The sequence below is a fragment of the Methanoculleus formosensis genome (assembly GCF_025384765.1).
Taxonomy (GTDB): Archaea; Halobacteriota; Methanomicrobia; order Methanomicrobiales; family Methanoculleaceae; genus Methanoculleus; species Methanoculleus formosensis.
The window spans coordinates 61505-85839 of record NZ_VHLL01000001.1; the positions used below are offsets into that span (position 1 = coordinate 61505).

General features: G+C 64.9%; 27 protein-coding genes. 12 read left to right on the forward strand and 15 right to left on the reverse strand.

The features are described from left to right. Positions 1-51: 51 nt before the first annotated feature. Positions 52-1728 carry a PAS domain S-box protein gene (locus FKB36_RS00380; RefSeq protein ID WP_261596046.1) on the reverse strand — a complete coding sequence of 559 codons (1677 nt, stop codon included), beginning with the start codon at positions 1726-1728 and terminating at the stop codon, positions 52-54. Positions 1729-2340: 612 nt separating this feature from the next. Next, positions 2341-3180 (reverse strand): nucleoside 2-deoxyribosyltransferase, encoded by an 840-nt coding sequence (locus FKB36_RS00385; RefSeq protein WP_261596047.1) that lies wholly within the window; start codon positions 3178-3180, stop codon positions 2341-2343. A 35-nt stretch (positions 3181-3215) separates the two neighbouring features. Between FKB36_RS00385 and FKB36_RS00390 the strand changes: the two genes are divergently transcribed. Next, positions 3216-3707, forward strand: a complete 492-nt coding sequence (locus FKB36_RS00390; protein WP_261596048.1) for a DUF367 family protein — start codon at positions 3216-3218, stop codon at positions 3705-3707. A gap of 582 nt (positions 3708-4289) precedes the next feature. Beyond that, entirely contained in the window at positions 4290-5102 is an 813-nt protein-coding gene (locus tag FKB36_RS00395) for a cache domain-containing protein (RefSeq protein ID WP_261596049.1), read from the forward strand. A gap of 39 nt (positions 5103-5141) precedes the next feature. On the opposite strand, the gene FKB36_RS00400 is transcribed toward FKB36_RS00395, so the two are convergent. Next, positions 5142-5879 (reverse strand): SAM-dependent methyltransferase, encoded by a 738-nt coding sequence (locus FKB36_RS00400; RefSeq protein ID WP_261596050.1) that lies wholly within the window; start codon positions 5877-5879, stop codon positions 5142-5144. A 213-nt stretch (positions 5880-6092) separates the two neighbouring features. On the opposite strand from FKB36_RS00400, the gene FKB36_RS00405 reads away from it, so the two are divergent. The 3 genes from FKB36_RS00405 (at position 6093) to FKB36_RS00415 (ending at position 9343) form a co-directional block, all read left to right on the forward strand. Next, the gene (locus tag FKB36_RS00405) at positions 6093-7982 is read left to right on the forward strand and encodes a PAS domain-containing protein (RefSeq protein WP_261596051.1); all 1890 of its coding nucleotides are present in this window, start codon (positions 6093-6095) and stop codon (positions 7980-7982) included. A 105-nt stretch (positions 7983-8087) separates the two neighbouring features. Continuing rightward, positions 8088-8588 (forward strand): HEAT repeat domain-containing protein, encoded by a 501-nt coding sequence (locus FKB36_RS00410; protein WP_261596052.1) that lies wholly within the window; start codon positions 8088-8090, stop codon positions 8586-8588. An 86-nt stretch (positions 8589-8674) separates the two neighbouring features. Continuing rightward, positions 8675-9343: a hypothetical protein gene (locus FKB36_RS00415; protein WP_261596053.1), complete on the forward strand. Its 669-nt coding sequence runs from the start codon at positions 8675-8677 to the stop codon at positions 9341-9343. Here FKB36_RS00415 and FKB36_RS00420 read toward each other — a convergent pair. From FKB36_RS00420 to FKB36_RS00440, 5 genes are all read right to left on the reverse strand, one after another. Further along, positions 9340-9951 (reverse strand): hypothetical protein, encoded by a 612-nt coding sequence (locus tag FKB36_RS00420; RefSeq protein WP_261596054.1) that lies wholly within the window; start codon positions 9949-9951, stop codon positions 9340-9342. The two genes, FKB36_RS00415 and FKB36_RS00420, sit on opposite strands and share 4 nt — an antisense overlap. A 5-nt stretch (positions 9952-9956) precedes the next feature. After that, a complete protein-coding gene (locus FKB36_RS00425; protein WP_261596055.1) occupies positions 9957-10916 on the reverse strand; it encodes a hypothetical protein in 960 nt (319 codons plus the stop codon). Between the two features lie 112 nt (positions 10917-11028). Continuing rightward, entirely contained in the window at positions 11029-11898 is an 870-nt protein-coding gene (locus FKB36_RS00430) for a sulfite exporter TauE/SafE family protein (RefSeq protein WP_261596056.1), read from the reverse strand. A gap of 125 nt (positions 11899-12023) precedes the next feature. Beyond that, the gene (gene glgP, locus FKB36_RS00435; RefSeq protein ID WP_261596057.1) at positions 12024-14243 is read right to left on the reverse strand and encodes an alpha-glucan family phosphorylase; all 2220 of its coding nucleotides are present in this window, start codon (positions 14241-14243) and stop codon (positions 12024-12026) included. 44 nt (positions 14244-14287) lie between these two features. Further along, complete coding sequence (locus FKB36_RS00440) at positions 14288-14548, reverse strand: 2TM domain-containing protein (protein WP_261596058.1); 261 nt, start codon at positions 14546-14548, stop codon at positions 14288-14290. Between the two features lie 247 nt (positions 14549-14795). On the opposite strand from FKB36_RS00440, the gene FKB36_RS00445 reads away from it, so the two are divergent. From FKB36_RS00445 to FKB36_RS00455, 3 genes are all read left to right on the forward strand, one after another. Further along, positions 14796-15512 (forward strand): ABC transporter ATP-binding protein, encoded by a 717-nt coding sequence (locus FKB36_RS00445; protein ID WP_261596641.1) that lies wholly within the window; start codon positions 14796-14798, stop codon positions 15510-15512. Continuing rightward, positions 15499-16911, forward strand: a complete 1413-nt coding sequence (locus FKB36_RS00450; protein ID WP_261596059.1) for a hypothetical protein — start codon at positions 15499-15501, stop codon at positions 16909-16911. The genes FKB36_RS00445 and FKB36_RS00450 overlap by 14 nt, the downstream gene beginning before the upstream one ends. Positions 16912-17200: 289 nt before the next feature. Beyond that, positions 17201-17593 (forward strand): hypothetical protein, encoded by a 393-nt coding sequence (locus FKB36_RS00455; protein ID WP_261596060.1) that lies wholly within the window; start codon positions 17201-17203, stop codon positions 17591-17593. Here the strand turns inward: FKB36_RS00455 and FKB36_RS00460 are convergent. From FKB36_RS00460 to FKB36_RS00480, 5 genes are all read right to left on the reverse strand, one after another. Next, on the reverse strand, positions 17583-17951 hold the full coding sequence (locus tag FKB36_RS00460) for a YigZ family protein (protein ID WP_261596061.1): 369 nt from the start codon (positions 17949-17951) through the stop codon (positions 17583-17585). The two genes, FKB36_RS00455 and FKB36_RS00460, sit on opposite strands and share 11 nt — an antisense overlap. Beyond that, a complete protein-coding gene (locus tag FKB36_RS00465; protein WP_261596062.1) occupies positions 17948-18457 on the reverse strand; it encodes a dual specificity protein phosphatase family protein in 510 nt (169 codons plus the stop codon). The genes FKB36_RS00460 and FKB36_RS00465 overlap by 4 nt, the downstream gene beginning before the upstream one ends. Further along, positions 18454-19383, reverse strand: coding sequence for an ROK family protein (locus FKB36_RS00470; RefSeq protein WP_261596063.1), 930 nt, complete (start codon positions 19381-19383; stop codon positions 18454-18456). The genes FKB36_RS00465 and FKB36_RS00470 overlap by 4 nt, the downstream gene beginning before the upstream one ends. Positions 19384-19524: 141 nt before the next feature. After that, entirely contained in the window at positions 19525-19755 is a 231-nt protein-coding gene (locus FKB36_RS00475; protein ID WP_261596064.1) for a KTSC domain-containing protein, read from the reverse strand. A 45-nt stretch (positions 19756-19800) separates the two neighbouring features. Further along, the gene (locus FKB36_RS00480) at positions 19801-20013 is read right to left on the reverse strand and encodes a KTSC domain-containing protein (RefSeq protein ID WP_261596065.1); all 213 of its coding nucleotides are present in this window, start codon (positions 20011-20013) and stop codon (positions 19801-19803) included. A gap of 144 nt (positions 20014-20157) precedes the next feature. Between FKB36_RS00480 and FKB36_RS00485 the strand changes: the two genes are divergently transcribed. Then, on the forward strand, positions 20158-20442 hold the full coding sequence (locus FKB36_RS00485) for a DUF5661 family protein (protein WP_261596066.1): 285 nt from the start codon (positions 20158-20160) through the stop codon (positions 20440-20442). 66 nt (positions 20443-20508) lie between these two features. After that, complete coding sequence (locus FKB36_RS00490; protein WP_261596067.1) at positions 20509-20718, forward strand: hypothetical protein; 210 nt, start codon at positions 20509-20511, stop codon at positions 20716-20718. Between the two features lie 151 nt (positions 20719-20869). Here the strand turns inward: FKB36_RS00490 and FKB36_RS00495 are convergent, their stop codons facing one another. After that, complete coding sequence (locus FKB36_RS00495) at positions 20870-21448, reverse strand: GNAT family N-acetyltransferase (RefSeq protein ID WP_261596068.1); 579 nt, start codon at positions 21446-21448, stop codon at positions 20870-20872. After that, positions 21445-22035 (reverse strand): GNAT family N-acetyltransferase, encoded by a 591-nt coding sequence (locus FKB36_RS00500; protein ID WP_261596069.1) that lies wholly within the window; start codon positions 22033-22035, stop codon positions 21445-21447. The genes FKB36_RS00495 and FKB36_RS00500 overlap by 4 nt, the downstream gene beginning before the upstream one ends. Positions 22036-22303: 268 nt before the next feature. Here FKB36_RS00500 and FKB36_RS00505 point away from each other — a divergent pair, with 268 nt between their 5' ends. After that, entirely contained in the window at positions 22304-23329 is a 1026-nt protein-coding gene (locus FKB36_RS00505; protein WP_261596070.1) for a type II glyceraldehyde-3-phosphate dehydrogenase, read from the forward strand. Positions 23330-23383: 54 nt separating this feature from the next. Continuing rightward, positions 23384-24331 (forward strand): tyrosine--tRNA ligase, encoded by a 948-nt coding sequence (locus FKB36_RS00510; protein WP_261596071.1) that lies wholly within the window; start codon positions 23384-23386, stop codon positions 24329-24331. Positions 24332-24335: the final 4 nt, after the last annotated feature.

Consider the following 24335-nt stretch of genomic DNA (forward strand, 5'->3'; position numbering starts at 1 on the left):
CGAGAAAGAGATGGGCGCGGAGGAATCCGGGAAGTTCCGCGCTCCGGCCGGCTACCCGGCGATCTCCTCGCCGGAACTCACCATCGCCACGACGTTGCCGTCCGCGTCTCGCAGAAGGGCGTTGTGCCAGAGGATCGATCGCTCCCGCCCGTCCCGCGTGACGACCGGGCTCTCCTCGAACGGCGGGGGCTCGGCACCGCTGGCCACGAGATGGCTGAAGTTATGCGCGAGCCGATCACGCAATCGCTCGGGGACGACCGTCTCAAACCAGTTCTTTCCTGCGAGATCTCCCTCGGGGTATCCCAGGATCGCGCTCGCCTTCCGGTTGACGAGGTCGATGGTGCCGTCCGTCCGGATGACTGCGATCACCACGCCCGCCGCCTCCAGGTATCCCTGCGCCCGGTCGCGCTCGGCGATCAGGTGAGTCTGTGCAGCGGCGCGATCGGTGACGTCCTCGGCGATCCCGAGCATGTACTTCAGCATGCCTTTTGAACTGAAGATCGGGATCTTCTTCATGGAGAGTGTCCGCCCGCCCGGTATCCGGATCTCTTTCTCGATGGCAGCCGCCCGCTCTACGAGTTCCCGGTCGCCGTCGGCGAAGAAGGCCGCCATATCCGACGGGAAGATCTCCACGGCCCCTCTTCCCGCCATCTCCTCCTGCGTCATCCCGAGGAAGATCTCGGCGGCCTTATTCGAGAATACGAACGTGTTCCCCTCCACCTCCCGGACAAAGACCATACTCGGGATGTTGTTGACCACCGAGTAGAGGAACGACTTCCACTGAGCCACCCGTTTTGCGGCACGCGCCCGCTCGGTGACGTCGCGGCAGACCATCCGGAAGCCGGTGAAGTCGCCGATAACGTCGTAGACCGGTGTTGCGCTCACCTCGAGGATGACGGGGCTCCCGTCCCGGTGGAGCATCGTCCATTCAAAGAGGGTCCGCGACCCCGGATCGGCGAGGAGCGCGGCAAACTGCTCCCTGACCGGCTCCGCCTTCTCAAGGGGCATGAAGTCGCAGGGGATCTTATGGATCATCTCTTCGGGTGCATAGCCGAGGAACTCCCGGCTTTTGGGGCTGACGTAGGTGAACGTGCAGGCCTCGTCGACGTTCAGGATCAGGTCGCTGATGTTCTCGACGAGGCTCCGAAAGAGGAGCTCGCTCTCGCGCAGGGCCTCCTCCGCCCGCCGGCTCTCGGTGATCTCCTCGAGGATGATGGTGACCCCCGGCGCTCCGTCGTTGAAGACGGTGGGGATGAACTTGATCCGGAAGAAGAGTTCCTCGTCGTGGCGCAGGAACCGGAGCTCCTCGGTGACCTCGCGGCCGCCCAGGGAGTCGGTGATCCGGCTCCGTATCAGCGGGTGGTCGAACGCGGCGAGCGGCGACGTCTCGATGCAGTTCCCGATGATGGCGTCCCGCTCCTTCCCCGCAAACGAGCAGACGGCGTCGTTTGCCTGGACGATCCGGCGGTCACGGTCGAGCACCAGGACGAGATCCGACGAGAAGTTGAGCATGGCGGCGATGGGGACCCTCTGCGAGAGGTAGAAGACCTTGGCCTTTCCGTAGGTCTCCATCTCCACCTGGCCCGATACCAGGAGGACGTCGAGGTACCGGGAGACGGTGTTCCGGTTGATCCCGACTGCGGCGGCAAGATCGGAGACCGACATTCCTCGCGGATGCTCTTTTAAGGCCCGGAGCAGGAGAGAAAGTGCGTCGGTAGTGGGATCCATGTGCAAATAGTGTTTCGTGCCGGGAGATATAGGGCTTTGCAGTGCTGCATGCTATGACGCTACACGTAACGCCACACCTCAATGCAAGGCAATAGGCGAAAGTAATAAATATCCAACCGATCAACATCTTGATCCCCAGAGTCGAGAGACGGGGAATCTCTCCGACAGACCGGGCCGCAGAGGCACAGCGGACCGGACCGGCGCAAGAACGGCTGGGATCGGTGAACGGAACATTCACCACGTTGACTGCACCAACGTCACGATGCACCGGAAGAGACCCGGTGCAGACAGGCACACCTCTCTAAACACATACCGGCACGGTGGAATGCGGCACCGGGACGGGTGGCACAACCGCCCCGGGACTCCCCGCAGCCATCGCATGGTTATCACACACCCAATACGCCTCTTTTTTTCTTCTCTCCTTTCAGGACATCCAGAACCAGAGAACAAGATCTATCATTCACCAGAAGATCCCGCCGCTCCTCGATACCCCCGCAGAGAAACGGCCGATCGGGGGGCTCGGCGTCCACTTCATTCGGACGGTGACGGACAGCGTGACCTACGGGCGAGGGCAAGAGGAACGTCCTCTCGATGGAGAAGAAGCGGCCGGCGTCACTCTGAGGCCGGAAGCAGCGACCCGAGCGCCCGGGGCAGATCCTCTTTCCTCGTGACGACGTCCGCGGACTCTTCGAGCATCAGGTTGACGAGCTCGTGATACCCGGCGATCCGGAAGTCGGTGCGGAGTGCGACAACCCTCTTCCCGAGAGCATACGCGTACCCCATCTCCCACGAGGTCCCCGAGTCGGCGTCCGCGCCGTCGATGACCGCGACGACGATATCGACGTCATGAAGCACCGCGATGTGCTGCGCAAAGATGGCCTGGTGCTCCTCCCGGCACCGGGTATGGCTCGTGTCCCCCACCGCCTGGGGGAGGTAGACGTCGAAGAGGTGCGCTTCGAGGAGGTCGCGGAGCGCGAGGTTGTAGGTCTGCTCCGCTTCCGTAAAGAGCGGGGCTGCGAGGTAGACCCGGTAGCGGGCGAACTCCTTCACGTCGACCGCCGGGATATCCGGGAACCGGGCGAGGAACGCCCCCCGGCCCGGCTGCTTTACGGACGAGTGATAGGTCGCCGTCACCCCACAGGCCGGGGAGGAGTCCACCCCGATGATGGCAAGGGGCGGCTCTCCGCGCTCCCGTATCGCGGCGCGGACCTCCGCTTCGAGCCGGTCGAGGAGCGCGGAGAACTCGTCGGTCGCGAGCCGCTCGAGGTATGACCCCGGCGGCCGATCGGCGCCGAGGTAGATCGTCTCCGGGCAGGGGAGCGGAACCATATCGATCGAGAAGCGCCGGCAGCGCTCGACCGCCCGGCAGAAGCAGCGCAGATCCTCATCGGTCGTTATCCCGCGGGCGCGGTACGTGGGATTCTCTATACAGGGAGCGATGAGCACGTACATTGATACTACCTCGACGGCGTACCATAACAAGACAGATGATGCCGCTCTACGCCTACCGGGACAACACCTGCGATCCCCGGAAGTGCACGATGAAGAAACTCGCACAGCGCGGGCTTGTCCGGATCGTCACGAGTATCGCAAAGATCCCCCGCTCGACCCTTCTCCTCGACCCGACGGCGGAGCAGGCGGTCTCCCCCGCCGACCGGGACCTCCCCTCGATGACCGCGCTCGACTGCTCCTGGGAGGTGCTCGATACCGGGGCCGTCGCCTCCTGGCGCAACCGCCGGGCGCTCCCGTTCCTCGTCGCCGCAAACCCGGTGAACTTCGGCCGCCCGTTCCGGCTCACCTCGGTGGAGGCGATGGCCGCGGCGCTCTATATCCTCGGCGAGAAGGAGCAGGCCAGGGAGATCCTCGCGGCGTTCGGGTGGGGGCTGCGGTTTCTCGAAGTGAACGCCGACCCCCTTGAGGACTACGCGCAGGCAAAGGACAGCGCCGAGGTCGTTGCCCTCCAGGCGCTCTACATGTGATGCCTTCCCGGTTGACCGGGAGACCCAGATCTTCCTGCTCTGGGCTACGGATATTGGAAAGGAAAGGAGCTCGTATCGATCTTCGAGGGGGTGCGGGGGGCGGGTGCCCGCCCGACCGCCCAGATGCGGCAAACACCGCACGCGACGAGTGAGTGCGAACATCTCCCACCGGGAGGCGCTCCACTCGCGTCTACAGTTCTCTCATGTCATCGGGGAGATAGTTCCCCAAATTATTAGATGCTCCATACGATATTTATACAATTCTATTTCGTATTGCCGATCAATCCTCATTTTGCCACAATTTGCCGAAACCCTTTTTTTACCGGCCGGCGTTTCAGGAAATGATCCTGAAAAACGGCTTAGAATAGTGAAAAATGAGGATTTGATGACGTTCAAGGGAAACGATCGTTCCCCGGCGCCATCCGAGAACCCCGCGCCCTCGATAATTGTATGAACGTTGCCGGAGATACACCGGATTCCGGCCGCAACCGGAGGCGCTCCAGAGACCGGTGGTGGCGCTATTCCCGGAAATAATACCGGAAAACCAATCATATTTAATAAGGTTCCATCATATCTTCGGTTATGCGAACTGCTGCATTTGTTGCCGCGCTCCTCATCACCGTAGCGGTGCTCGGGGCAGGCTGCACGGGAGAGAACCCGCCGCCTCCAGAGGAGGCGGTCCTCCAGGAGGCCGTCGCCGGAATAAACGGCGAACTCGCGGCGGTAAGGGCCTCGATAGGCGAGAGCGCCCGGGTGCTCGGCGAGGCCGGGCTCACGAGCGCCGCAGGGGAGAGGGCGGTGCGGCAGGCGATGCTGAACCACCCCTACACGGAGTCGACCCTGGTGGTGACGAAGGACGGCATCGTGACGATGGCCGTGCCCGACGGCTACGCCGGCACGGTGGGAAGCGACATATCGTCTCACCTTGAGACCGGGCGATCGGTCCGGGAGCAGGCACCGCTCGTAAGCGAGGTCTTCCCTCTTGCAGAGGGATACGCCGGGGTTGCCCAGAGCTATCCGGTCTTCGGGGAAGGCGGGGAATACCTCGGGTTCGTGAGTATCGCCTACCGTCCCGAGACCCTCATCGGCCGGGTGATCCCGCCCCTGACGGACGGCACCCCGTATGATATCTGGATGGTGCAGACCGACGGAGTCGTGATCTACGACACGACGCCCGAAGAGATCGGGAAGAACCTCTTCTCGGACCCCGCATACCGGTCACCGGCACTCCAGGAGGCGTTCTCCCGTATCGCCGCCGAGCCCTCCGGCTCGCTCACCTACTCGTTCTGGGACACAGATTGGGCGCAGACCGTGACGAAAGAGGCGGTGTGGGGGACCGCCGGGGTCGATGGAACCGAATGGCGTGTCGTCGTCACGCGGAACGTCGATGCGTAGGAGGTGTCGGGCGCAGCCGGGACCCTTTCCTTTTCCCACTCACCAGAACCCGGGCACCAGGACATACATCGCCCAGCCCATCTGCTCCTGGCCGTAGCCGAAATACTCGTCCTGGATGCGGTGGAGGTAGTCGGTCATGAAGTCGCGATCAGGGTGATCGGGGTGGTCGCCGAGCCAGGAGAGGACCGCCTGCCAGATTCCCGACTCGTAGCGGTCCCAGTCGTCGGCACTCGACCGGACAACCGCTGCAACGTCGAGCCCGGCCTCGCGGGCGAGACTGAGGATCTCGTAGCCGGTCAGGACGTCGGGCCACTCCCGGGCGAACTCCGGCGGGACGCGGTCGGACCGCCAGCAGCGGTCGCCGATGACGATCGTCCCCTCGTCGTGGACGAGGCCGAGGAGGGCGTCGAGCGTCGCCGAAAATCCGCCGTGGATGTGGGATGCCCCGATCGCGGCGGCGCAGTCGAACGGTTCGTCGGGGGCGTAGTCGCGGGCGTCCATGCACAGGACGGCGATCCGCTCAGAGAGCCCCGACGACCGGATCGCCTCCTCCGCCCGGGTGCAGGCGTCCTCGCGGGCCTCGATGCCGAGGCCGGATATCCCGTACTCGCGCCCCCAGAGGTCGAGGATCGTGCCGTTCCCGCACCCGACCTCCACGACACGGGACCCCTCCCGGAGCCCCGCCGCCTTTCCTGCGGCGAGCACCTTTGCCGGTGTCGTGGGGTTCATGATCGCGAGTCCTCCCTGGGTTATGCTGACGAGTTCGTTCTTATCCATGGATGACGGTCCTCCGGGTATCCTGTACAGGATACGCCCTCTCCCCATAAATCCGTGTATCCCCATCGGGCCTGCCGGCGCGCGAGCGGCCACCCCCACCCCGGAAACACCACCGTTCATCGCCTGAGGGGCACCCGGTCCATCTGGGGTGCCCCTCCGGCACTATGGGAAAGGTATATATACCACATGGCCGTGTTAGCTGCCAGTGGTTGTATGCAGCCGGAGCAGGACATCCCGGGAAGAGTCCTGCGGACCCTCAAGTTCCGGCCCAGGGGCATGACGATCACCGAGATCGCTCACGCCCTCAAGGCAAACCGGAACTCGGTCTCGAAGCACCTCGAGGTGATGCAGGTGGCGGGCCAGGTCGAGGCACGGCTCGTCGGCAACGCCAAGGTCTACTCCGTCGCGCAGCGCGTACCTCTCTCGGCGTTCCTCTGTTTTACGAAGAACCTGATCCTGGTTCTCGACGCCGACCTCACGATCGTCCAGGCGAACGACCAGTGTCTCAGACGGTTTGGGCGTACGAAAGAGGAACTTGTGGGCGGAAACCTCCGGGAAGCGGCCCTCCCCGTCGTCTCCTCGCCCGAAGCGCTCGCCGTCGTCGAGGAACTCGAGCGGGAGCAGGTGATCACCGACATCTGCCACCGGCACGACGGCGGCAGGGAGTCCTTCTACCAGATGCAGGCGATCCCGACGACGTTCGAGGATGGGGAGAGAGGGTGCACGCTCGTCCTCGAGGATATCACCGAGCAGAAACGATATTTCCGGAACATGGCGTTCCTCGCCCGGACTGCGATCGACCTCGTCGATCTCCAGCCGGTGGAGGACATCTACGGCTACATCCTTGATCGGCTGCAGGAACTCGTACCGGGAGCGTATGGCTACATCCTCTCCTACAGCGAGGCCGAACAGCGGTTCGCCATCCGGGCGGTCGCGGGCGAAGGGTTCCGGGAGGGGCTCACGAAACTTCTCGGGCGGGACCCCATCAACCTGGCCTTCCCGGCCACCCGCGCCTTCGACGCCCCCTTTCACCAGACCCCCCTCTCGCTGCGCGGTCTAGAGGAGTTCGTCCTCCGCCCCGAACCATCCTCGTGGTCGTTCTACGACCTCTGCTTTCGGGCGATGCCTGAGGAGGTCTGCGAGGCGATCCTTGAACGGTTCGATATCGTGAAGTTCTGCTTCATGGGACTGGTCTGGCAGGATCGCCTCTTCGGCACGACAGGCATCTTCCTTCCTCCGGGAAGAGAGGTTGAGAGCCGGGAGACGGTCGAGTCGTTCGTCCGGCAGGCGTCCATCGCGCTTGCCCGGCGGGAGACCGCCGAGCAGCTCCGGCTGAGCGAGGCGCGATTCCGGGGCATGCTCGATGCGTCCCCCTTCGGGGTCGCGCTCATCGACCATGACAGGCGGTTCCTCTACGTCAACCGCCGGTTCGTCGAGATCTTCGGCTACGAGCCGGACCGTGCAACCACGGCCGCAGAATGGATCCGGCAGGTCTTTCCCGACGACGGCTACCGGCAGGAAGCCGTCGATGCCTGGCACTCGGATCTCGAGCGGTCGGTTCCGGGCCAGGTCAGGCCCCGAACGTTCACCGTCCGGTCCCGGGACGGGGCGAAGATGACGATCCTCTCCCGCGCCGTCACCCTCCTCGACGGGACACAGTATGTCACCTGCGAGGACATCACCGAGGAGGCGCGGGCCTACCGCCTCCTCGTCACGGATATCGCCGACCTGCGGCGGCGGGAGCAGGAACTCCTCATCAAAGACCGGGCGATAGCCTCCACCCGCCGGGCGGTCGCCCTCCTTGCTCCGGACGGGGTGGTGACCTACGCGAACGCCGCATACCTCGCCCTCTGGGGCTACCCGGCCGCAGATGAGGTCCAGGGCGCGGACTTCTCAGGGTTCTGGGAACGCCCGGATGAGATCCGGGAGATCGTCCAGGGGGTCCTGAACGGCGGAGCCTGGCACGGCGAGCAGACCGCCCGCCGAAGCGATGGCACGAGGTTCCCGGTGAACCTCCTCGGGACACCGATCGTGGCTGAAGGCGGCAGGGTGATCGGGATGATGGCGGCGGTGACCGCCTGCCAGCCCCGGTCTGATCTATAAATGTATGCCCGGCACTGCTGTTTCACAGTACTGCACGGTGGTTCTGATGCGTAAAGGCTTATTTTACCTCAGGAACATCCCGCGTCTGCCCAAGGAGGTGAAGAGATGCAGAAGGCTATCGAGAGGAGAGAGGCATGGAAGGAAGACACCGGGCGGATCCGGGAGCTGATGCACGTCATGCTCAACGACGACACCTACACCAGCCTGCAGGCGATCAGCGCTCTCGGGGCCATCGGAACCCCGGCGATCGGGCCGCTGGTGGAGACCCTGCTCGCCGTCGACAGCGATGCGCGCTGGACCGTGGCGATGGCGCTCGCCCGGACTGGTCCTGAAGCGGTCGAGCCGCTCATCGGGGTCGTGCTCGTGGCGGACGACGCGATCAAGAACCCGGCTATCTGGGCGCTCGCCGAGATCGGCGACCAGCGGGCGGTCGAACCGCTTGTCGGCACCCTCCGGACCAGCCAGTCCGAGTGCTGCCGGGCGCTGACCGCCGCGGCCCTGCTGAAACTCGGCGACCCGGCGGGGATTGCCGAGGTGGAGAAGGAGTTCGAGCAGGCCGGCGAGGCGTTCACGGGCCTTGCCATGGAAGCCTTCGAGGGGACGTGAGGTTCCCCTCGAGGTACTTTTTTAGCCGTCTCCTCGATCGGCATCGATGGGTAACTTCTAATAGAGCCCGCCAAAAAGAGATCAGTATGCAGGGACGCCATATCCTCGTCCTGATCCTCCTTATAGGCGCCGCCATGGCCGGAGGCTGCACGGCAGAGGAGGAGGCCGCAGATGCACAACCGGTCGCCACGACACCGGCGCCGACGGAGGTGCAGGCGGTGGGAGGGAGCCAGCCGGCCCCAACGCCGCCCGTGCCGCCCCGCGGGAAGGATCAGCCCCAGAGCGTGGGGTTCGTCGACCCCGCGACCTACCATATCCCGACCCCGACGCCCACGACGACGATGATGAAACCGCCACAGGATGTTCGGATCTCCGGGAAGCTGGTGGACTACGCAGAGGTGACCTGCGAATACCCTCCCCGCGTTCTCGCCACCGAGGTCTACCACATCCCCTTCCCCTACTGGGCGGTCAAGGTGAGCGCAACGCCGATGAACGAGTACCCGTGGATCGCAGTGGAGATCCGCGATCCCGACGACCCGAACCGGATCGTCGAGGAGATCCGGTACTCCCGAAGCGAGCTCCTCATCTTCGGGGACGTCTCCGTGAAGAACGCTACCGCGACGAACAGCACGACGGAGAAGGAGAGGACGTACATCATCCGGGAAGGGTATGACGACTACTACTTCACCATCCGCTCGGAGTCGCTGAAGTCGCTCACCATCACCATTCTTGTCCCGGAGAAGTACCTCGTCTAGGCGGGAGGAACTTCCGTCCCCTCTTCTGCGGCGCGGAGTTCGCGGTCGTAATCGGCGATCGCGGCGGCGTACGCCCGCCACGCACTGTCTGCTTCGCCGATGTTACGGTCTGCCGCCCGGTAATCCCGCACATCGTAAGCGCCCGAGGCCGACAACCAGAGCGAGAAGGCGCGGTTCAGGTTGTCAAGCGCCCGGACGTATGCCGACTGCGCCCCGGCGTAGGCCTCCGGGACGGCGTCGGCCGCGACGATCTGGCGGTGGTAGGCCGTAACATCCCCGCCGTACCTCGCGATCGCCGCGAACTCCCGCATATGGGCGTCGCATTCGGCGACCGAGAGGTCGTTTGTGGGGGTGCGCATATGCGCGGAGGTCTTATCGTAAACCAGGAAGAGGTCGGCCTCCGACGCCGCAACATGGCTCTCGAATGCGGCAACCTGTTGCGCCTCGTTGTAACTCATAGCGAGCATCCCCCCGACCAGCAGAACCGCGATCGCGGCAACCGCCGCACCGGCGGCGGTAAAAGCCTTTCTCCGGTCGACGGCCAGTTTCGGAAACTTCAGGTCCGGGAGTTTGGGGATCTTCAGGCCGGACGGCTCAGGGGTATCCATGCCCGTCACGCCCCACCCCCGGGCAGACGGGCCGGCTGAATGCGATATTCTCCCGGCGTGGGGATGTAGCGGAGCGGGACGATCTCCGGTGTTTCCGACCGCACGCTCGGGATACCCGTGCCGCCGGTATCCCCGATGGGGAACGGTCTTCCCCGGATCGACGTGGAACCGACCGAGACGTTACTCCAATAAAAATCCGTCCCCTCGATGAAGTAGTAGTGCTGCCCCTCATGCGTGAAGTACCGCGGCGTGTACTTCGCGTAGTAGGGGTTGAACTCGTTCATCCGGATCCCGAGGGCCATATGATCCGAGTACCGGAGCAGCACCGTATCGTAACCGAGGGCATCGAGGAGCCCCGCCATCAGGATGGAGGCATCCTCGCAGTCCCCCCTCCCGTCGACGAGCGTCTCGACGGGGTATTTCGGATACTCGACACCGTCCTTCTTGTACATAGCGTGACGGGGGAGGACGCCTTCGATGTAGGAGGTCGCGTTGTCGTCCATATCGTAGGGGATCTGCTGGACGAAGAAGACGAGGTTCATCAACCGGAAGTAACCCTCGTCCGGGCTGGCGCTCGGGGGCGCGATCCGGCGGGCGAGATCCACGAGGACCGGCCGGTCGGCATCCGCGAGCGCATACCTTCCCCAGGACGTATAGTCGCTGAACCGCGGGGTCTCCCGGTGCTCACGGAAGAGCGCCTCCGGAACCGTGACCTGTGTCGTCTGGACGCCGCCGTCGATCGCCGTCCAGCGGAAGTTCCGGGTGGAGACCTCCACGTCGTCCGGGAAGGGCGTCGGCGTCGGTACCGGCGTGGGCGGGACGTATACGGGCGGGCTGCCGATCGGCACAGTACCGCGAGAGCCAAAGCCTATCGGCTCCCCGAGGAGGGCGGGTTTCACTACGAGGGCGACGACCAGGATCACGAGCCCGCCCACGAGAACCGGGATAACGTCCTTCCACTCCATCTCCGGGAACCTATCGCGTATCGGTATTAGGATATGGGCGACCGCCCGCTAAAAACCTTGACTACGGCCGGTCCCGGGAGCCCGCTCTGGAAACCCACGTATGCAGACGGTTTCAGGGAACCCCAAAACCAAAGAATGCGGCGATGAACCGTATCGCGGCGTAGAGGAAGTAGAGGCCGAAGACCAGTCGCAGGGTCGCCGGCCGGAACCGCGTGATCGTCGCTGCCCCCGCCTGGGCGCCGGCGATTGACCCGGCGGCGAGGATCAGCCCCGCCCCGACGGCGACATAGCCCTCCACGAGTTTGATCCCGCCCCCGACGATCGCCATCGGTATCATGGACGCGAGCGACGTCCCCATCGTGACGCAGACCGGGGCGCCGAAGAGGTAGAGCAGCCCCGGGACGAGGGCATACCCGCCGCCGAGCCCGGTGATCCCGGTCAGGACGCCGACGGCGCCCCCGAAGAGGAAGTGGCCGGGAGGCGTCCCCCCGATGCACTCCGGCTCCGGTCGGGCGGCGGGCCGGAGCCCGTCCCGGATCATCCAGAGAGACGGGGCGAGGAAGACCAGCCCCAGGATGAGCCCGAGGAAGTGGGTCTGGTCGACGAGGAGAGAGAAGAGCCAGGAACCGATGAGGACGCCGAGAAGCCCTCCGGCGGCGATCCAGATCGCCACCCCCCGGTCGAGGTTCCCCCGCACCAGGTGGCCGACGGCGCCGGAGAGCGAGGTGAAGATGACCACAAAAAGCCCTGTTCCGATGGCGACCGGCTCCGGAAAGCCAAGAGCGAAGTACATGACCGGGAGCATGATCGTCGACCCCCCGACCCCGATGAGGCCGCCGAAGACCCCGGCGACGACGCCGACCGCGAGGAGGATGAGCACGGCAGGGAGATCGAGCGCCGGGTCGACGACGAACGCCGCCCAGAGCATCCCCACGACGACGGCGGAGAGGAGGGCTGCCCGGGCGATCCGGTTCTCCGTCATCCTTCCAGACGCTCATCGCAGAGCGCCGGGTGGTTCTCTCTCGCTTCAGGCCGAAACGCTCTCGGAAGGGGCGGCATACACCTCGTTATGTAGCCCCCGTCTCCCCATGAACCTGCCGGAACCGGTCAACGGGGGAGGCAGGGCTCCTCGAGGCCGGCCACCTGCCTCCCCGGCTCGGCCGCATACCTGCAGACCGAGGGGTAATACATGGTGACGTAATCCTTGAGCATCCGCAGCGAGCAGTACTGCGGGGCGATGCTCTTCATCGACTCCCGCATCATCCGGACCCACTTCAAAGGGACGTCGTTCATCGTCCGCGAGTAGTAGAGCGGCGCAACCTCGTTCTCGATGAGATCGTAGATCGTCTCCGCATCGGCCCGGTTATCTCCCGGAGCGGTCGCATGGCCCTCGAAACCCCAACCGTTCCTGCCGTTGTAGCCCTCGACCCACCAGCCGTCCAGAACCGAGAGGTTCAGCACCCCGTTCATCCCCGCCTTCATACCGCTCGTGCCGCTCGCCTCCATCAGCGGGACGGGGGTGTTCATCCAGACATCGACACCGTGAACCATGTAGCGTGCAAGCTGCTCGCTGTAGTCCTCGACAAACGCTATCCGGCCGCCGAACCGCGGATCCTGCGAGTACTGGTAGATCTTTTGCAGGATCCGCTTGCCCTGCTCGTCGGCCGGGTGGGCCTTCCCGGCGAAGATGAACTGCACCGGCCTCCAGCGGTTGTTCACGATCTTCTCCAGCCGGTCCAGGTCCTCGAAGATGATATCTGCCCGCTTATACTCGGCAAACCGGCGGGCGAACCCGATCGTCAGCGCCGATGTGTCGAGCATCAGCCCTTCGGCAGCGAGGTTTGAAGGCTCATCCCGGTGTCTCGCCCATTTGCGGCGTTTCCGCTCCCGGATCCGGGCGAAGAGTTTCATCTTCAGCCACTGGTGTTCGCGCCAGAGGTCTTCGTCCGGGATCTCGTCGATCATCTCCCAGATGGCCGGGTTGTCGTAGTCCTCCCGCCAGTTCGGGTAGACCGGGTCGGCATACCGGTCGAAGAGCGTCTCGATCCGGTGGTTCAGCCACGAAGGCATGTGGACGCCGTTCGTGATATGATCGATCGGGATCTCTTCAACGGGCAGATCCGGCCAGAGGGGGCGCCACATCTCCCGGGCGACCTCGCCGTGCTTTCTGGAGACGCCGTTGTGGAACCGGGTCATCCGGAGCGCAAAAGCGGTCATGTTGAACCCGGCGCCCGGGCTATGCGGGTCGTCACCGAGCGCCATGAACTCGTCCCAGGTGAGATCGAGCGACGAGCAGTAACTCCGGAAGTACTTCGCCATCAGGTCCTCAGGGAAGACGTCGTGAGCCGCCGCCACGGGGGTGTGGGTGGTGAAGACCGAGGTGCCCCTGACCTGCTCGCGCGCCTCGTCGGGGGGCATCCCGGCCACGAGCCGCTCGCGGAGCCGCTCGAGGAGGGCAAACGCCGAATGCCCTTCGTTCAAGTGCATCGCCGAATAATCCACGCCGAGGGTATGGAGTACCTTCCTCCCGCCGATGCCGAGCACCAGCTCCTGCCGGAGCCGGCACTCGAGCTCTTTCAAGTACAGGCGGTGAGAGATGTTCCGGTTCTCGGGACGGTTCTCATCGATATGGGTATCGAGGAGGTAGAGGGGGACCCTTCCTACCTGCACCTTCCAGACCGCGACATAGATCGGCGGGTCGATCAGGGGCACCTGCACCACGAGCTGCTTTCCGTCGTCGCCCGCCACCCGGAGAATCGGGGCGGCGTCGCGGTCTAGAATCTCAGCGACGTTCTTCTGCCACCCGTCCGCCTCGATGTGCTGGTGGAGATAGCCTTCGGCGTACATGAACCCGACTGCGACCGTCGGTACGCCGAGATCGCTCGATGCCTTGATGTGGTCGCCCGCGAGGATCCCGAGCCCCCCCGCATAGAGCGGGAGCGAATGGTGCAGCCCGAACTCGCTCGAGAGGTAGGCGATCGTCAGTGGAACCCGCTCGGGATAGTGTTGTGCAAACCAGCTCGTCCCCGGCGCCATGTACTCGTGGAACCGGTGCATGATGATGTCGTAGCGGCGGAGATACTCCGGGTTCGCCGCCGCCCGCTCGAAGTACCGCGGCGGGGTATCGAGGAGCATCCGGACCGGGTTGTGGCTGCTCATCTTCCACTCCGCCCGGTTCAGCATCTTGAAGAGCGTGCTCGCCGAGGAGTGCCAGCTCCACCAGAGGTTGTACGCGAGGTCGACCAGCCCGAAGATCCGCTCCGGGACATGGACAAACCGGTCATAGGGTATCTCCGTCTTCATCGCGACGGGCATTACCCGTTCCACCAGATAAGTGCTTCTGTCACCCCACCACCCGGGCGGGAACCGGTTCACCGCCGCTCTTCGCGCTCCATGTACTCCCGGATCTTTCGTTCCTCCCACTCCCTGCCGAAGATCCGGCCTTCGACGTAGACGCTGAATCCATGGATCACCAGCCCGATCCCCCAGAAGAACGTCACCCAGAAGAACCAGAGCGAGTCGGGGCTGAAGAGCATGTTGATCCCGAAGAGGATGAGGTTGACGGCGATATAGATCACGAGATGTTCGTAAAAATCCCCGGATCTCCCCGATACGCCTCCGCGCAGCCGCATACCGTTTCTGTTCGTCCATAGGCTCCGATAACGGACCGGGATACTTATGCCTATCCTTGCCCGGGTGCGGGAGGGGGCCGGCAACAGATAGACCGTCCGGGGCGGCGCCGGGAGAACGGCGCGGGCTAAATACGTGTTTTTGCAGATACGGCCTCAAGGCGAAGAAAGAAGATTGAAAGGTATTATATGCGCCGTTTGCCGATCTTCCTTCAAGAAGACCCGAAGGAGGGTGACTCGCGTGCGGCAGATGATCGAGGCAACCGAACTCACGAAGAACTACGGCAACGTCACCGCCGTGAACAGGGTATCGTTCTCTGTCACGGAGGGAGAACTCTTCGGCCTGCTCGGGCCGAACGGTTCGGGGAAGACGACGATGATCCGGATGCTGACCGGACAGACCCCGCCGACGTCGGGGTCCTCCCGGGTGATGGGGCTCGATCCAGCGAACGACCCCATCGGGGTCCGGGGGCTCGTCGGGATCATCCCCGAGCAGGAGACGCCGCCGAGTTTCCTCACCGCGGAGGAGTACCTGCACTTCGTGGCCGGCATCCGCAACCTCGACTCGGTGGACGAGCGGTGCGACCGCTGGTTCGACCTCCTGGAGTTTGGCGACAAGCGGGACGTCCTCTGCAAGGACCTCTCACGGGGCACCCGGCAGAAACTGATGTTTGCGCAGGCGTTCCTCCACGAGCCCCGTCTCGCCCTCATCGACGAGCCGCTCATAAACCTGGACCCCATCATGCAGCGGACGGTCAAGGACTTCCTCGTGGATTACGTCCAGGACGGCGGGACCATCTTCATCTCCACCCACATCCTCGAGATCGCCGAAGAGATCTGCGACCGTATCGGGATCATCCACAACGGCAGGCTCCTTCACACCGGCCCGGTCGATGACCCCGTCGCGACCGGGAGGCACCTCGAGTCCTTCTTCCTCGACCTGGTGCGGGGCGATGCCGGTGCCTGACCTCTTCTTCGCGATGATGAAGGAAGAGTGGCGGATGCACTCGACCGTCTTCGGGAGCCTCGGGTTCGCCCTCTTCCCGGCGGTCATCGCGATCTTCGCGTTCTTCGGGGCGCTCACCCTCCCGATATTTGCAGACGTCTTCCCGTACGACATGGTCGCGCTCCTCATCCACGCCCTCTTCCTCCTCATGGGCGTGATGGTGGGGTCGTTCGGTCTCATGGGCCGGGAGTTCATGAACCGGCGGTTCGGGCAGGCAAGCCTCATCGCCTACGCTTCCCGGAGCCTCCCGGTCTCGGAACGACGGATCTTCGCCGCCTTCCTCGTAAAGGATACCGTCTACTACATCCTGCTCTACGTCCTTCCCTTTGCAGCCGGGCTCACCGCGGCGACGCCGTTTGTCGGCCTCGATCCAATCCTGGGGCTCCTCGCGTTCGTCTCCCTCGCCCTCGCCTTCCTCCTCGGGCTCTCCGCCGTCTGCTTCCTCTCGACTCTCTACGCACGCTCCGTCGCGCTCCTCGTCGGAGCGGCAGCGGTGCTCGCGGTTGCCGCGCTCGCGGCATACGGCCTCGGGGCGATCACCGTCTCCTCTCTCCTCCCCCCGTACGCCTTCTTCCTCAGCCCTGCCCCCGAACCGCTCGCACTCTCGCTCCTGCTCATCCTGGTGCCGGCAGCCGCATCCGTCCTCCTCGTCACCGTCGATTACGCCGACCGGACGAAGCGGTTCGGAAATCGTCTCGATCCTCTCGCGGAGAGGCTTCGCGGCCTCGACGGCGCGCACTTCATCGCGAAGGACGCCCTCGACCTCCTCCGGAGCGAAGGCGGTGCCGGGAAGGTGCTCTTCTCGTTCCTCCTTCCCCTCGCGCTCGTCTGGATCTGCCTTCAGGTTCTGATCCGGTTCATCCCGGGGATCGATCCGCTGGTGGTCTTTGCGGTTCTGCTCGGGGTGATATCAGCCACGATCTACAACTGGCTGACCGAGTTCGACTCCTTCACCTCCTACACCTTCCTGCCGGTGGAGATCTCGGAGGTGATCGACGCGAAACTGAAGAGCTACGCTCTTTTGAACCTCCTCCCGCTCGGCGTGCTCGTGCTCGCGGCGGCGACCTCCGGCAGCGCGGGGACGTTCCTCCCTGCCCTTGCCGCGTTCGCCTCGGTCTCGGCCTACACCCTCGCGGTGACGGTCTACCTGACCGGGCTCCACCCGAACGTGATGCTCTATCACGCCTGGGTCTTTCTGCGCTACCTCCTCGCGATAAGCCCGGCGCTCCTGCTCCTCATCTTCGCCTCGATCGTCGACCCCGCGTACGCGGCCCTGAGCCTCCTCCTCGTCGCGCCCGCGGCGTTCCTCCTCGCCCGCGCCCGGACGAGGTGGCAGGCGTGGGAGATGCCGAAGTACTGACGCAGACGAATTTTTTGGGGGTGGAAAGAGGATCTCGCGCGAAGACGCGAAGAACGCGAAGTCCTGCATATGGGTGTTGACAACTCCCTCTTCGCGCCTTCGCGTCTTCGCGTGAGTTAGCGGTTGAGGAACAGCGGCGAGAATCTCGTGCGAATTTCGCCGTGCTGCGCGAGCGACAGGATACGGCAGGGATGGTACCCGGCAACCCGGCTCCCGGCCCATGAAGGGCATCTCACTTTCACCCCCCGCGCGGCGTGGTTTTTAACCCCCGGCAGGCGACCCCGGGAGTATGCTAGAGAGAGCAGGCTACCTCCAGAACAGCAGGTGCGCCGCGGCCGACGAGTGGGGGAGACCCTGCCGGATCGTCGAGATCGCCCTCGACGGCAGGCGGTTCGGGGCCAGGGTCGGCGAACTCCAGCAGGCGCTCGGCGGCCGGCGCCCGGCCCGGATCGGGCTGCTCCGCGACGACTGGGGCCCGGTTCTCGGGGATACGGTCGGCCGCGCGGAGCGGTCGCGGGCGGGGAAGGCGGTCGTCTTCGAGCTCGTCACCGGTGAGCGCTACACGGTCCCGGCCGCGGCGCTCCGGGCCGTCCTTGCCCGGACTGCCGCCTTTGCCCCCGTCTCGGCGATCCTCTCCGGGGATATCCCCGCCGCCCGGCGCCGGGCTCCCGTCAGCGGGTAGTCCCCGCCTCGCGGATCGCCGCCTCCCCGGCGTCGCGAAACGCCCGCCCAACGTTGCCCGGGCCGAGGAGGATGCCCCCGAAGACCCGCGAGACCACCAGTGCGTGGCTCTCGAGGGCGTGCCTGCGCAACACCTCAAGGAGGATCCTTCCCGGCCTCCCGACCTCGCCGTCGTTCTTGAACTCCTCGATGGCACCGCACCGGAAGGCGGCGCAGTGGTGGGCGGCCTTCCGGTAGGCCTCCCGGTGGCCGGCGAGGACCCCCGCGAAATCCTCCGGCCCTTCGACCCGGTAGAGGTGCGCGTAGAACCGCGATCGCCGGACCTCGGTCGCAGCGGCGCCGAGAGGCTCCGCGGTCACGCTGTCACCCGCCTCTTCGCGTACTCGTCCCAGTGCGCGGCGAGGAAACCCCGGATCCCCCGACCGGGTTTGTAGGGCGGGTATATTCTGCGGTAGGCCTCCTCGGCCTCGGCAAATCCCTCCGTCGGCAGGACGTCGGTGTAGGCCGCGAGGTAGAGGAGCCCGATCGCCGCCGACCGGGAGACCCCGAACCCGCAGTGGACCAGCACCTGCCGCCCCCCCGAGAGGCACCGATCGATGAAGGCGAGAGCGGCGTCGATCGCTTCCTTCGGTATCTCACCCGGATCCCTCGCATCGACCAGGTTGAGCATCAGCCGGTTCCCCCGCCGGGCAACCAGGTATTCGGGGTGATCCGGCGGCACCGTCTCAAGGGGCGAGTAGGTGACCGCCAGGCAGTGGTAGGGGCTCCGGCAGGCGTGCACCACGCACCAGGTCTCGTGCGTCTCCACCGCGACCTCGTAGTCCTCCTGCGTCCCGACGTAGAGGTTCTGGTAGATCTCGATCATCGTCCCACCTCCAGCACGTACGCCGCCGCGCCGAGGAGCGGCGCCTGCCCCCCGAGGGCGGAGACGACGAGCCGGGGAAGGGCGAGGTAGCGGTCGATGAACGGGTCCATATACCGGAGCACGATATCTCCATAGTAGCGGGCGATCGGCCCGTCGAAGACGATCACAGCGGGGTTGTAGGCGACGATGACCGCCGAGACCCCCCGGGCGTTCACCTCCCCGAGCGCCTCCATGAAGGCGAGGGCGACCGGGTCCTCTGCCCGGGCCGCCTCGAAGATCGCCCGGGTGGAGGAGGCGTCGAAGGCTCCATCCCGGACGCCGGCCGCCTCCCGCCACGCCGCAAAGAACCCGGGGATGTTCTTTGCCGAGGCGTAGGCCTCCCAGTGGCCGGCAAACCCGCACCCGCAGACGAGGTTGTAGCGGGTATCGACGGGGATATGCCCGATCTCCCCCGCGTTCCCGCTCATCCCGAGGAGGAGACGGCCGTTCACCACAGCGCCGCCGCCGATGCCGGTCGAGAGGGTGATGTAGACGACGTTATCGGAGCCGCGGGCTGCACCCGCCCACCGTTCACCGAGGACACCGGCCCGGGCGTCGTTGATCAGGGAGACCGCAAGGCCGAACCGCTCCCGGAGCGGCTCGACGATCTCCACGGCCGGGAACGCCATGTTCGGGGAGCCGACGACCCACCCGCGGGCGGGGTCTATCGGGCCGGCCGATGCGACGCCGATAGCCGTGGCCTCGCTCCCCTCCGGCGACGCGAGGAGGGCCTCCACCCGGGCGGCGATCGCGGCGGTGATCACCTCCCCGGAGGGCCCCGTCGTCGGCGTCGGGACGACGCCGTAGGCGAGTATGGTCGCGTCGGAGCCGACCAGGGCGGCGCGCAGGTTGGTTCCGCCGAGGTCAACGGCAATCATGGTTGTCATGGGGGTCACTTCTCCGGGCAGCAGGTGCTCTTCTTCTCGGATTACGCGAACTAACGGGATAAACCTTGCTTTCGCCCGCGATGGCCTATCCAGGAGAGAGGGCACGGCGGCCAGAGGCACAAACGGTGATGACAGCCCGGATCAGACCTCCTCCCCCACCATCATGCAGGGATACTTCTCCCGCGGGTACCTCCCCTCTATACTCTCGCGAACGAACTGCTCCCTTGATTCGGCCGCGAGGAGAGCGTTGTAGACCTCTTTTGGAACGCCGGCATAGCGATAGGCGTCGGCGCTCTCGCAGATGACGAGGAGCGCCCTCGTCGTCGGGTCGTAGCCGACCGACCGCACACCCCCGGCTGACTCTCGTGACATACGGCGGGTTGTGGCGGGCAGAGATGATAGCGGTTGCGGCGGGCCTCACCGGACCTTCTCGTAGGGGTAGCGCAGCCGGATGAAGTCGCCGAAATACCGCCCTTTCGACCGTGCCGCGAGCATTCCCTCGTAGACGTCGGGCGGTACCCCGACGTAGTGGTAGACCCCGCCGCTGTGGAACTCAACCTCCAGAACCTCGTCTTCCGGGTCGTAGCCGACCGATCTGATGTTGGTGGACTCGACGGTCTGGCGTTGCATGGGCGGGAGTAACGGGGGGTGTGGGGATAAGGGTTGCGGGTGATGGGGAGGGGGTCTGCATCGCCGTGGTGAAGGCTCCGGCTCGTCCGCCTCACGCCACCGTCAGGCTCATAAACCAAAAGACCCATCCTCCAGGAGATCCACATGACACGAAGAGACGTAACCGCGGATGAGGCAAAGGCGATGGGCGAGCACCTCAAGGTCACCTGGGAGGGGTTCGACGTCGAACAGTTCCGGCGGGGCATGGTCGTGGAACTCGAACACGGCCTCCGCGACCCGGCGACGAACGTCACCGACGATGACCTCCTCCTGACGGCAAAGATAGCGCTTGCACACCTGAACGAGTTTCCGGATTACTACGACCGGCTCGAGGAGATGGAAGAAGAGGCGGAGGCCTACTGGGCGAAGCAGAAAGCGCAGGCGCCCTAGAGTCCGGCGATCACTTCCGGCAGGCGATGCACAAAAACTATTGCCCCTCTGTTGCAACGATAACCCATGGAACGAAGGTCGGGGGCCGATTGGATCGGGATACGACAGCGACGGGTCATCGACGGAAGAGAGTACTACGCCGACCGGCTCTACGAGACCCAGCAGGCCGCAAAGACCTATGCGCAGAAGCTGGAGTACCAGGGAAAGGACGTCCACGTCCTCAGAACCGCCACCGAAGGCGGGCGCCGGGGCTACGCCGTCTTCTTCGAGAGATAGTGTCCGGAAAACCTTCAGGCCGGCGGGCGGCCTTCGACGGGGGCGACAACAGGGTGGGGGGCGAACCCCGTCCACATTCCCCATTACACCATCGCACCGGGGTTTAATATAATTCCCGTACGGCAGGAGCTCGAGGGTTGAACCCGCGGGTTCAAGGTTCCCGGATCGTCGGGGCCGTCCACCGCTCCCGCCAATCGTTGCTAAGGGCCCCCCAGACGTCGATGTCCTCAAAGGCCCCCCACTTCCTCACGTGCTCCCGGAGGTGCGCCTCGTGCACCATCCCGCACTTCGCCATCACCCGGCCGGAGGCCGGGTTGCGGGAGAAGTGCATGGCGTAGACCCGGTGCAGCCCGAGGGCCGAGAACCCGTACCCGATCACCGCACGGGCTGCCTCGGTGGCATACCCCCGGTCCCAGCAGGACTTCGCGATCCAGTACCCGAGCTCCGCCCGCCCGTGACTGTGGTCGATCTCGACGAGCCCGACCGCGCCCACGAGACCCGGTTCGCCGCGGCGGGTGACGGCGTAGACGACCTGATCCCCCTGCTCGAACCCGGGCGCGAGGGAGGCTATCCAGGTCTCCGCCGCCCCGTCGGGGTAAGGATAGGGGAGAGCGAGGGCGCGGGATGCGACCTCATAGTCGCCGGCGAACCGCTGCACCTCCGGGGCATCCGCGCGGGTGAACGGTCGCAGGAGCAGGCGGTCGGTCGCGAGGACGGGCTGTCCGGTCATACGGGCACCCCTGACGGCACCAGAGAGACATGCGGTCCGGTGAGACCGGCCTGCTCGCTCAGAATCGCCCATATATCGACATCCTCGTATACGCCCCATTTTTTGATGTGCCCGCGGAGCAGGCCTTCGTGCACCATCCCGCACTTCGCCATCACCCGGCCGGAGGCCGGGTTGCGGGAGAAGTGCATGGCGTAGACCCGGTGCAGCCCGAGGGCCGAGAACCCGTACCCGATCACCGCACGGGCTGCCTCGGTGGCATACCCCCGGTCCCAGCAGGACTTCGCGATCCAGAACCCGAGTTCGCCGCGGGCGTGATCGCCCTCGATCCGGAGACGGGCACCGCCGATGAGCGCCCCATCACGGGCAAGGGTGACGGCGAAAGCCGCGGCGGCGCCGCGTTCGGTGCTTTCGTTGAGCGAAGCGATCCAGACCTCGGCGAGGCCGTCCGGGTAGGGGTAGGGAAGAAGAGTCGTCGCAGAGACGGCGTAGTCCCCGCAAAGCCGCTGCACCGCACGGGCATCTTCCAGGGTATACGGCCGCAGGAGCAGGCGGTCGGTTGCAAGGACGGGCTGCTGAACCATGAACATACCACCATCACCCCGATCGGATATAAGCCCTGCCGCACCGCGCCCCTGCCCGGGGGAGAGTGAGAGCGCCGGCAGGAGCCCTCCTGCCGCTCCCGGGCCCGCGCGGACCCGGTCGCGGTTATATCCCGGGGTTTCATTCGCTCTGCTTTGACGGGGTTCTGGGCATTTCTATCACCCGGACAAGTCCTTTTCCGATGAGAGCCTCTACCATCCTTCCCGCCTGCGAACCAGCAACCTTTATTAATTTTTGTTCTGTATTCCATCTTGCATGATCAAAGTCGCAGTCAACGGGTACGGCACCATCGGCAAACGGGTCGCCGATGCGGTCGCCGCACAGCCCGATATGGAAGTCATCGGGGTCTCCAAGACGAGCGTCTCGGCCGAGGCATACATCGCGAAGAAGCGCGGGTACCCCCTCTACATCGCGGACCTCGGGAAGAAGTCGGCGTTCGAGAAGGCCGGGATCGAGATCGCCGGCGACGTCGAAGCGATGATCAAGGCCGCCGATATCGTCGTGGACGCCACCCCCGGCGGCGTCGGCGAGAAGAACCGGCCGCTCTATGAGAGACTCGGCAAGAAGGCGATCTTTCAGGGCGGCGAGGGGCACGAGGTCGCCGGGTTCTCCTTCAACGCTCACGCGAACTACAAAGAAGCCGAAGGGCACCAGTTCGCCCGGGTCGTCTCGTGCAACTCCACCGGGCTTGTCCGGCTCATCCACGCTCTGGACCAGGCCTTCGGCGTCGAGCGGGTCCGGGCGGTGATGGTCCGGCGCGGAGCGGACCCGAGCGACGTCAAGAGGGGGCCGGTGGATGCCATCGTCCTCAATCCGGCGACCATCCCGAGCCATCACGGCCCCGACGTCAACACCGTCCTCCCCCACATCAACATCGTCACGCTCGCGATGATCGTCCCGACGACGTTCATGCACATGCACAGCATCCAGATGGACTTGAAGAAGGAGACCACCCGGGACGCGGTGCTGAAGGTCTTTGAAGACCACAACCGGATCGGGCTCGTCCGCAAGGCCACCGGGATCAAGAGTAACGCCGAACTCCGGGAGTACACCCAGGACCTCGGCCGGCCGAGGACCGACCTCTGGGAGAACGGGGTCTTCGAGGAGTCGGTCTCGGTCCTGAACGGGAAGGAGTTCTACTGCTTCCAGGCGATCCACCAGGAGGCCGACGTCGTCCCCGAGAACATCGACTGCATCCGCGCCCTGATGGGGACGGTGAAGGACCCGCAGGAATCCATCCGGACGACCAACAAAGCGCTCAACTTCGTCGCCATCGGGTGAAGAGAGAGCGGGGGAGGAAGAAGCATTAACTCCCCGGAAAACCCACTATTTTTAATGGATCCGTACGAACTGGCGACCCGGAACACCGTAGAGGTCGTCACCGACGAGGAACTGCGCGCGCTCATCGACCGCCCGGTCAGGCGGGTCTACACCGGCTATGAACCGAGCGGGGAGATCCACCTCGGCCACATGGTGACGGTGAACAAGCTGATGGACCTGCAAGAGGCAGGGTTCGAGGTGACGGTGCTCATCGCCGACCTCCACGCGTTCCTGAACCGGAAAGGGACGATGGAGGAGATCCGGGAGATAGCCGAGTACAACCGCCTCTGCTTCGAGGGGCTCGGCCTCCGCGGCGCAAAATACGTCCTCGGGACAGACGTGCAGCTCACGCCGGATTACGAGCTTTCCGTCCTCAAACTATCCCAGGCGATCACCCTCAACCGGGCGAAGAGGAGCATGGACGAGGTCGGGCGGCAGATGGACAACCCGACGGTCTCGCAGATGGTCTATCCCATCATGCAGATGGTCGATATCGCGACGCTTGAGGTGGACGCCGCCGTCGGCGGGATCGACCAGCGAAAGATTCACATGCTCGCGCGGGAACATCTCCCCTCGATCGGGTATCCGGCGCCGGTCTGCATCCATACGCCGATCATCAACGGCCTCGACGGGAAGAAGATGTCGTCGTCGGCAGGAAATGTCATATCGGTCGCCGACTCCGAAGAGGATATCAAAAAGAAGATGAAGAAAGCGTTCTGCCCGCCGGAGGTCGAGAACAACCCGGTGCTCGAGATCCTGCGCTACCACGTCTTCCCCCGGACGGATGCGGTCGCCATCCGCCGGCCCGAGAAGTTCGGCGGCGACCGGGAGTTTGCCGCCTACGAGGATCTCGAACGTGCCTACGCCGCGGGTGAGGTCCACCCCCAGGACCTGAAGACGGCGACCGCCGCGCACCTCATCGATATCCTCGCCCCCGTACACGATTACGTCTGCAGCAGGTGATCCG

Bases quoted from the DNA above. Each gene is read 5' to 3' on its own strand.
- FKB36_RS00380 (WP_261596046.1), bottom strand. From the start codon at position 1,728: ATGGATCCCACTACCGACGCACTTTCTCTCCTGCTCCGGGCCTTAAAA.
- FKB36_RS00385 (WP_261596047.1), bottom strand. From the start codon at position 3,180: ATGTACGTGCTCATCGCTCCCTGTATAGAGAATCCCACGTACCGCGCC.
- FKB36_RS00390 (WP_261596048.1), top strand. From the start codon at position 3,216: ATGATGCCGCTCTACGCCTACCGGGACAACACCTGCGATCCCCGGAAG.
- FKB36_RS00395 (WP_261596049.1), top strand. From the start codon at position 4,290: ATGCGAACTGCTGCATTTGTTGCCGCGCTCCTCATCACCGTAGCGGTG.
- FKB36_RS00400 (WP_261596050.1), bottom strand. From the start codon at position 5,879: ATGGATAAGAACGAACTCGTCAGCATAACCCAGGGAGGACTCGCGATC.
- FKB36_RS00405 (WP_261596051.1), top strand. From the start codon at position 6,093: ATGCAGCCGGAGCAGGACATCCCGGGAAGAGTCCTGCGGACCCTCAAG.
- FKB36_RS00410 (WP_261596052.1), top strand. From the start codon at position 8,088: ATGCAGAAGGCTATCGAGAGGAGAGAGGCATGGAAGGAAGACACCGGG.
- FKB36_RS00415 (WP_261596053.1), top strand. From the start codon at position 8,675: ATGCAGGGACGCCATATCCTCGTCCTGATCCTCCTTATAGGCGCCGCC.
- FKB36_RS00420 (WP_261596054.1), bottom strand. From the start codon at position 9,951: ATGGATACCCCTGAGCCGTCCGGCCTGAAGATCCCCAAACTCCCGGAC.
- FKB36_RS00425 (WP_261596055.1), bottom strand. From the start codon at position 10,916: ATGGAGTGGAAGGACGTTATCCCGGTTCTCGTGGGCGGGCTCGTGATC.
- FKB36_RS00430 (WP_261596056.1), bottom strand. From the start codon at position 11,898: ATGACGGAGAACCGGATCGCCCGGGCAGCCCTCCTCTCCGCCGTCGTC.
- FKB36_RS00440 (WP_261596058.1), bottom strand. From the start codon at position 14,548: ATGCGGCTGCGCGGAGGCGTATCGGGGAGATCCGGGGATTTTTACGAA.
- FKB36_RS00445 (WP_261596641.1), top strand. From the start codon at position 14,796: ATGATCGAGGCAACCGAACTCACGAAGAACTACGGCAACGTCACCGCC.
- FKB36_RS00450 (WP_261596059.1), top strand. From the start codon at position 15,499: ATGCCGGTGCCTGACCTCTTCTTCGCGATGATGAAGGAAGAGTGGCGG.
- FKB36_RS00455 (WP_261596060.1), top strand. From the start codon at position 17,201: ATGCTAGAGAGAGCAGGCTACCTCCAGAACAGCAGGTGCGCCGCGGCC.
- FKB36_RS00465 (WP_261596062.1), bottom strand. From the start codon at position 18,457: ATGATCGAGATCTACCAGAACCTCTACGTCGGGACGCAGGAGGACTAC.
- FKB36_RS00470 (WP_261596063.1), bottom strand. From the start codon at position 19,383: ATGACAACCATGATTGCCGTTGACCTCGGCGGAACCAACCTGCGCGCC.
- FKB36_RS00475 (WP_261596064.1), bottom strand. From the start codon at position 19,755: ATGTCACGAGAGTCAGCCGGGGGTGTGCGGTCGGTCGGCTACGACCCG.
- FKB36_RS00480 (WP_261596065.1), bottom strand. From the start codon at position 20,013: ATGCAACGCCAGACCGTCGAGTCCACCAACATCAGATCGGTCGGCTAC.
- FKB36_RS00485 (WP_261596066.1), top strand. From the start codon at position 20,158: ATGACACGAAGAGACGTAACCGCGGATGAGGCAAAGGCGATGGGCGAG.
- FKB36_RS00490 (WP_261596067.1), top strand. From the start codon at position 20,509: ATGGAACGAAGGTCGGGGGCCGATTGGATCGGGATACGACAGCGACGG.
- FKB36_RS00495 (WP_261596068.1), bottom strand. From the start codon at position 21,448: ATGACCGGACAGCCCGTCCTCGCGACCGACCGCCTGCTCCTGCGACCG.
- FKB36_RS00500 (WP_261596069.1), bottom strand. From the start codon at position 22,035: ATGTTCATGGTTCAGCAGCCCGTCCTTGCAACCGACCGCCTGCTCCTG.
- FKB36_RS00505 (WP_261596070.1), top strand. From the start codon at position 22,304: ATGATCAAAGTCGCAGTCAACGGGTACGGCACCATCGGCAAACGGGTC.
- FKB36_RS00510 (WP_261596071.1), top strand. From the start codon at position 23,384: ATGGATCCGTACGAACTGGCGACCCGGAACACCGTAGAGGTCGTCACC.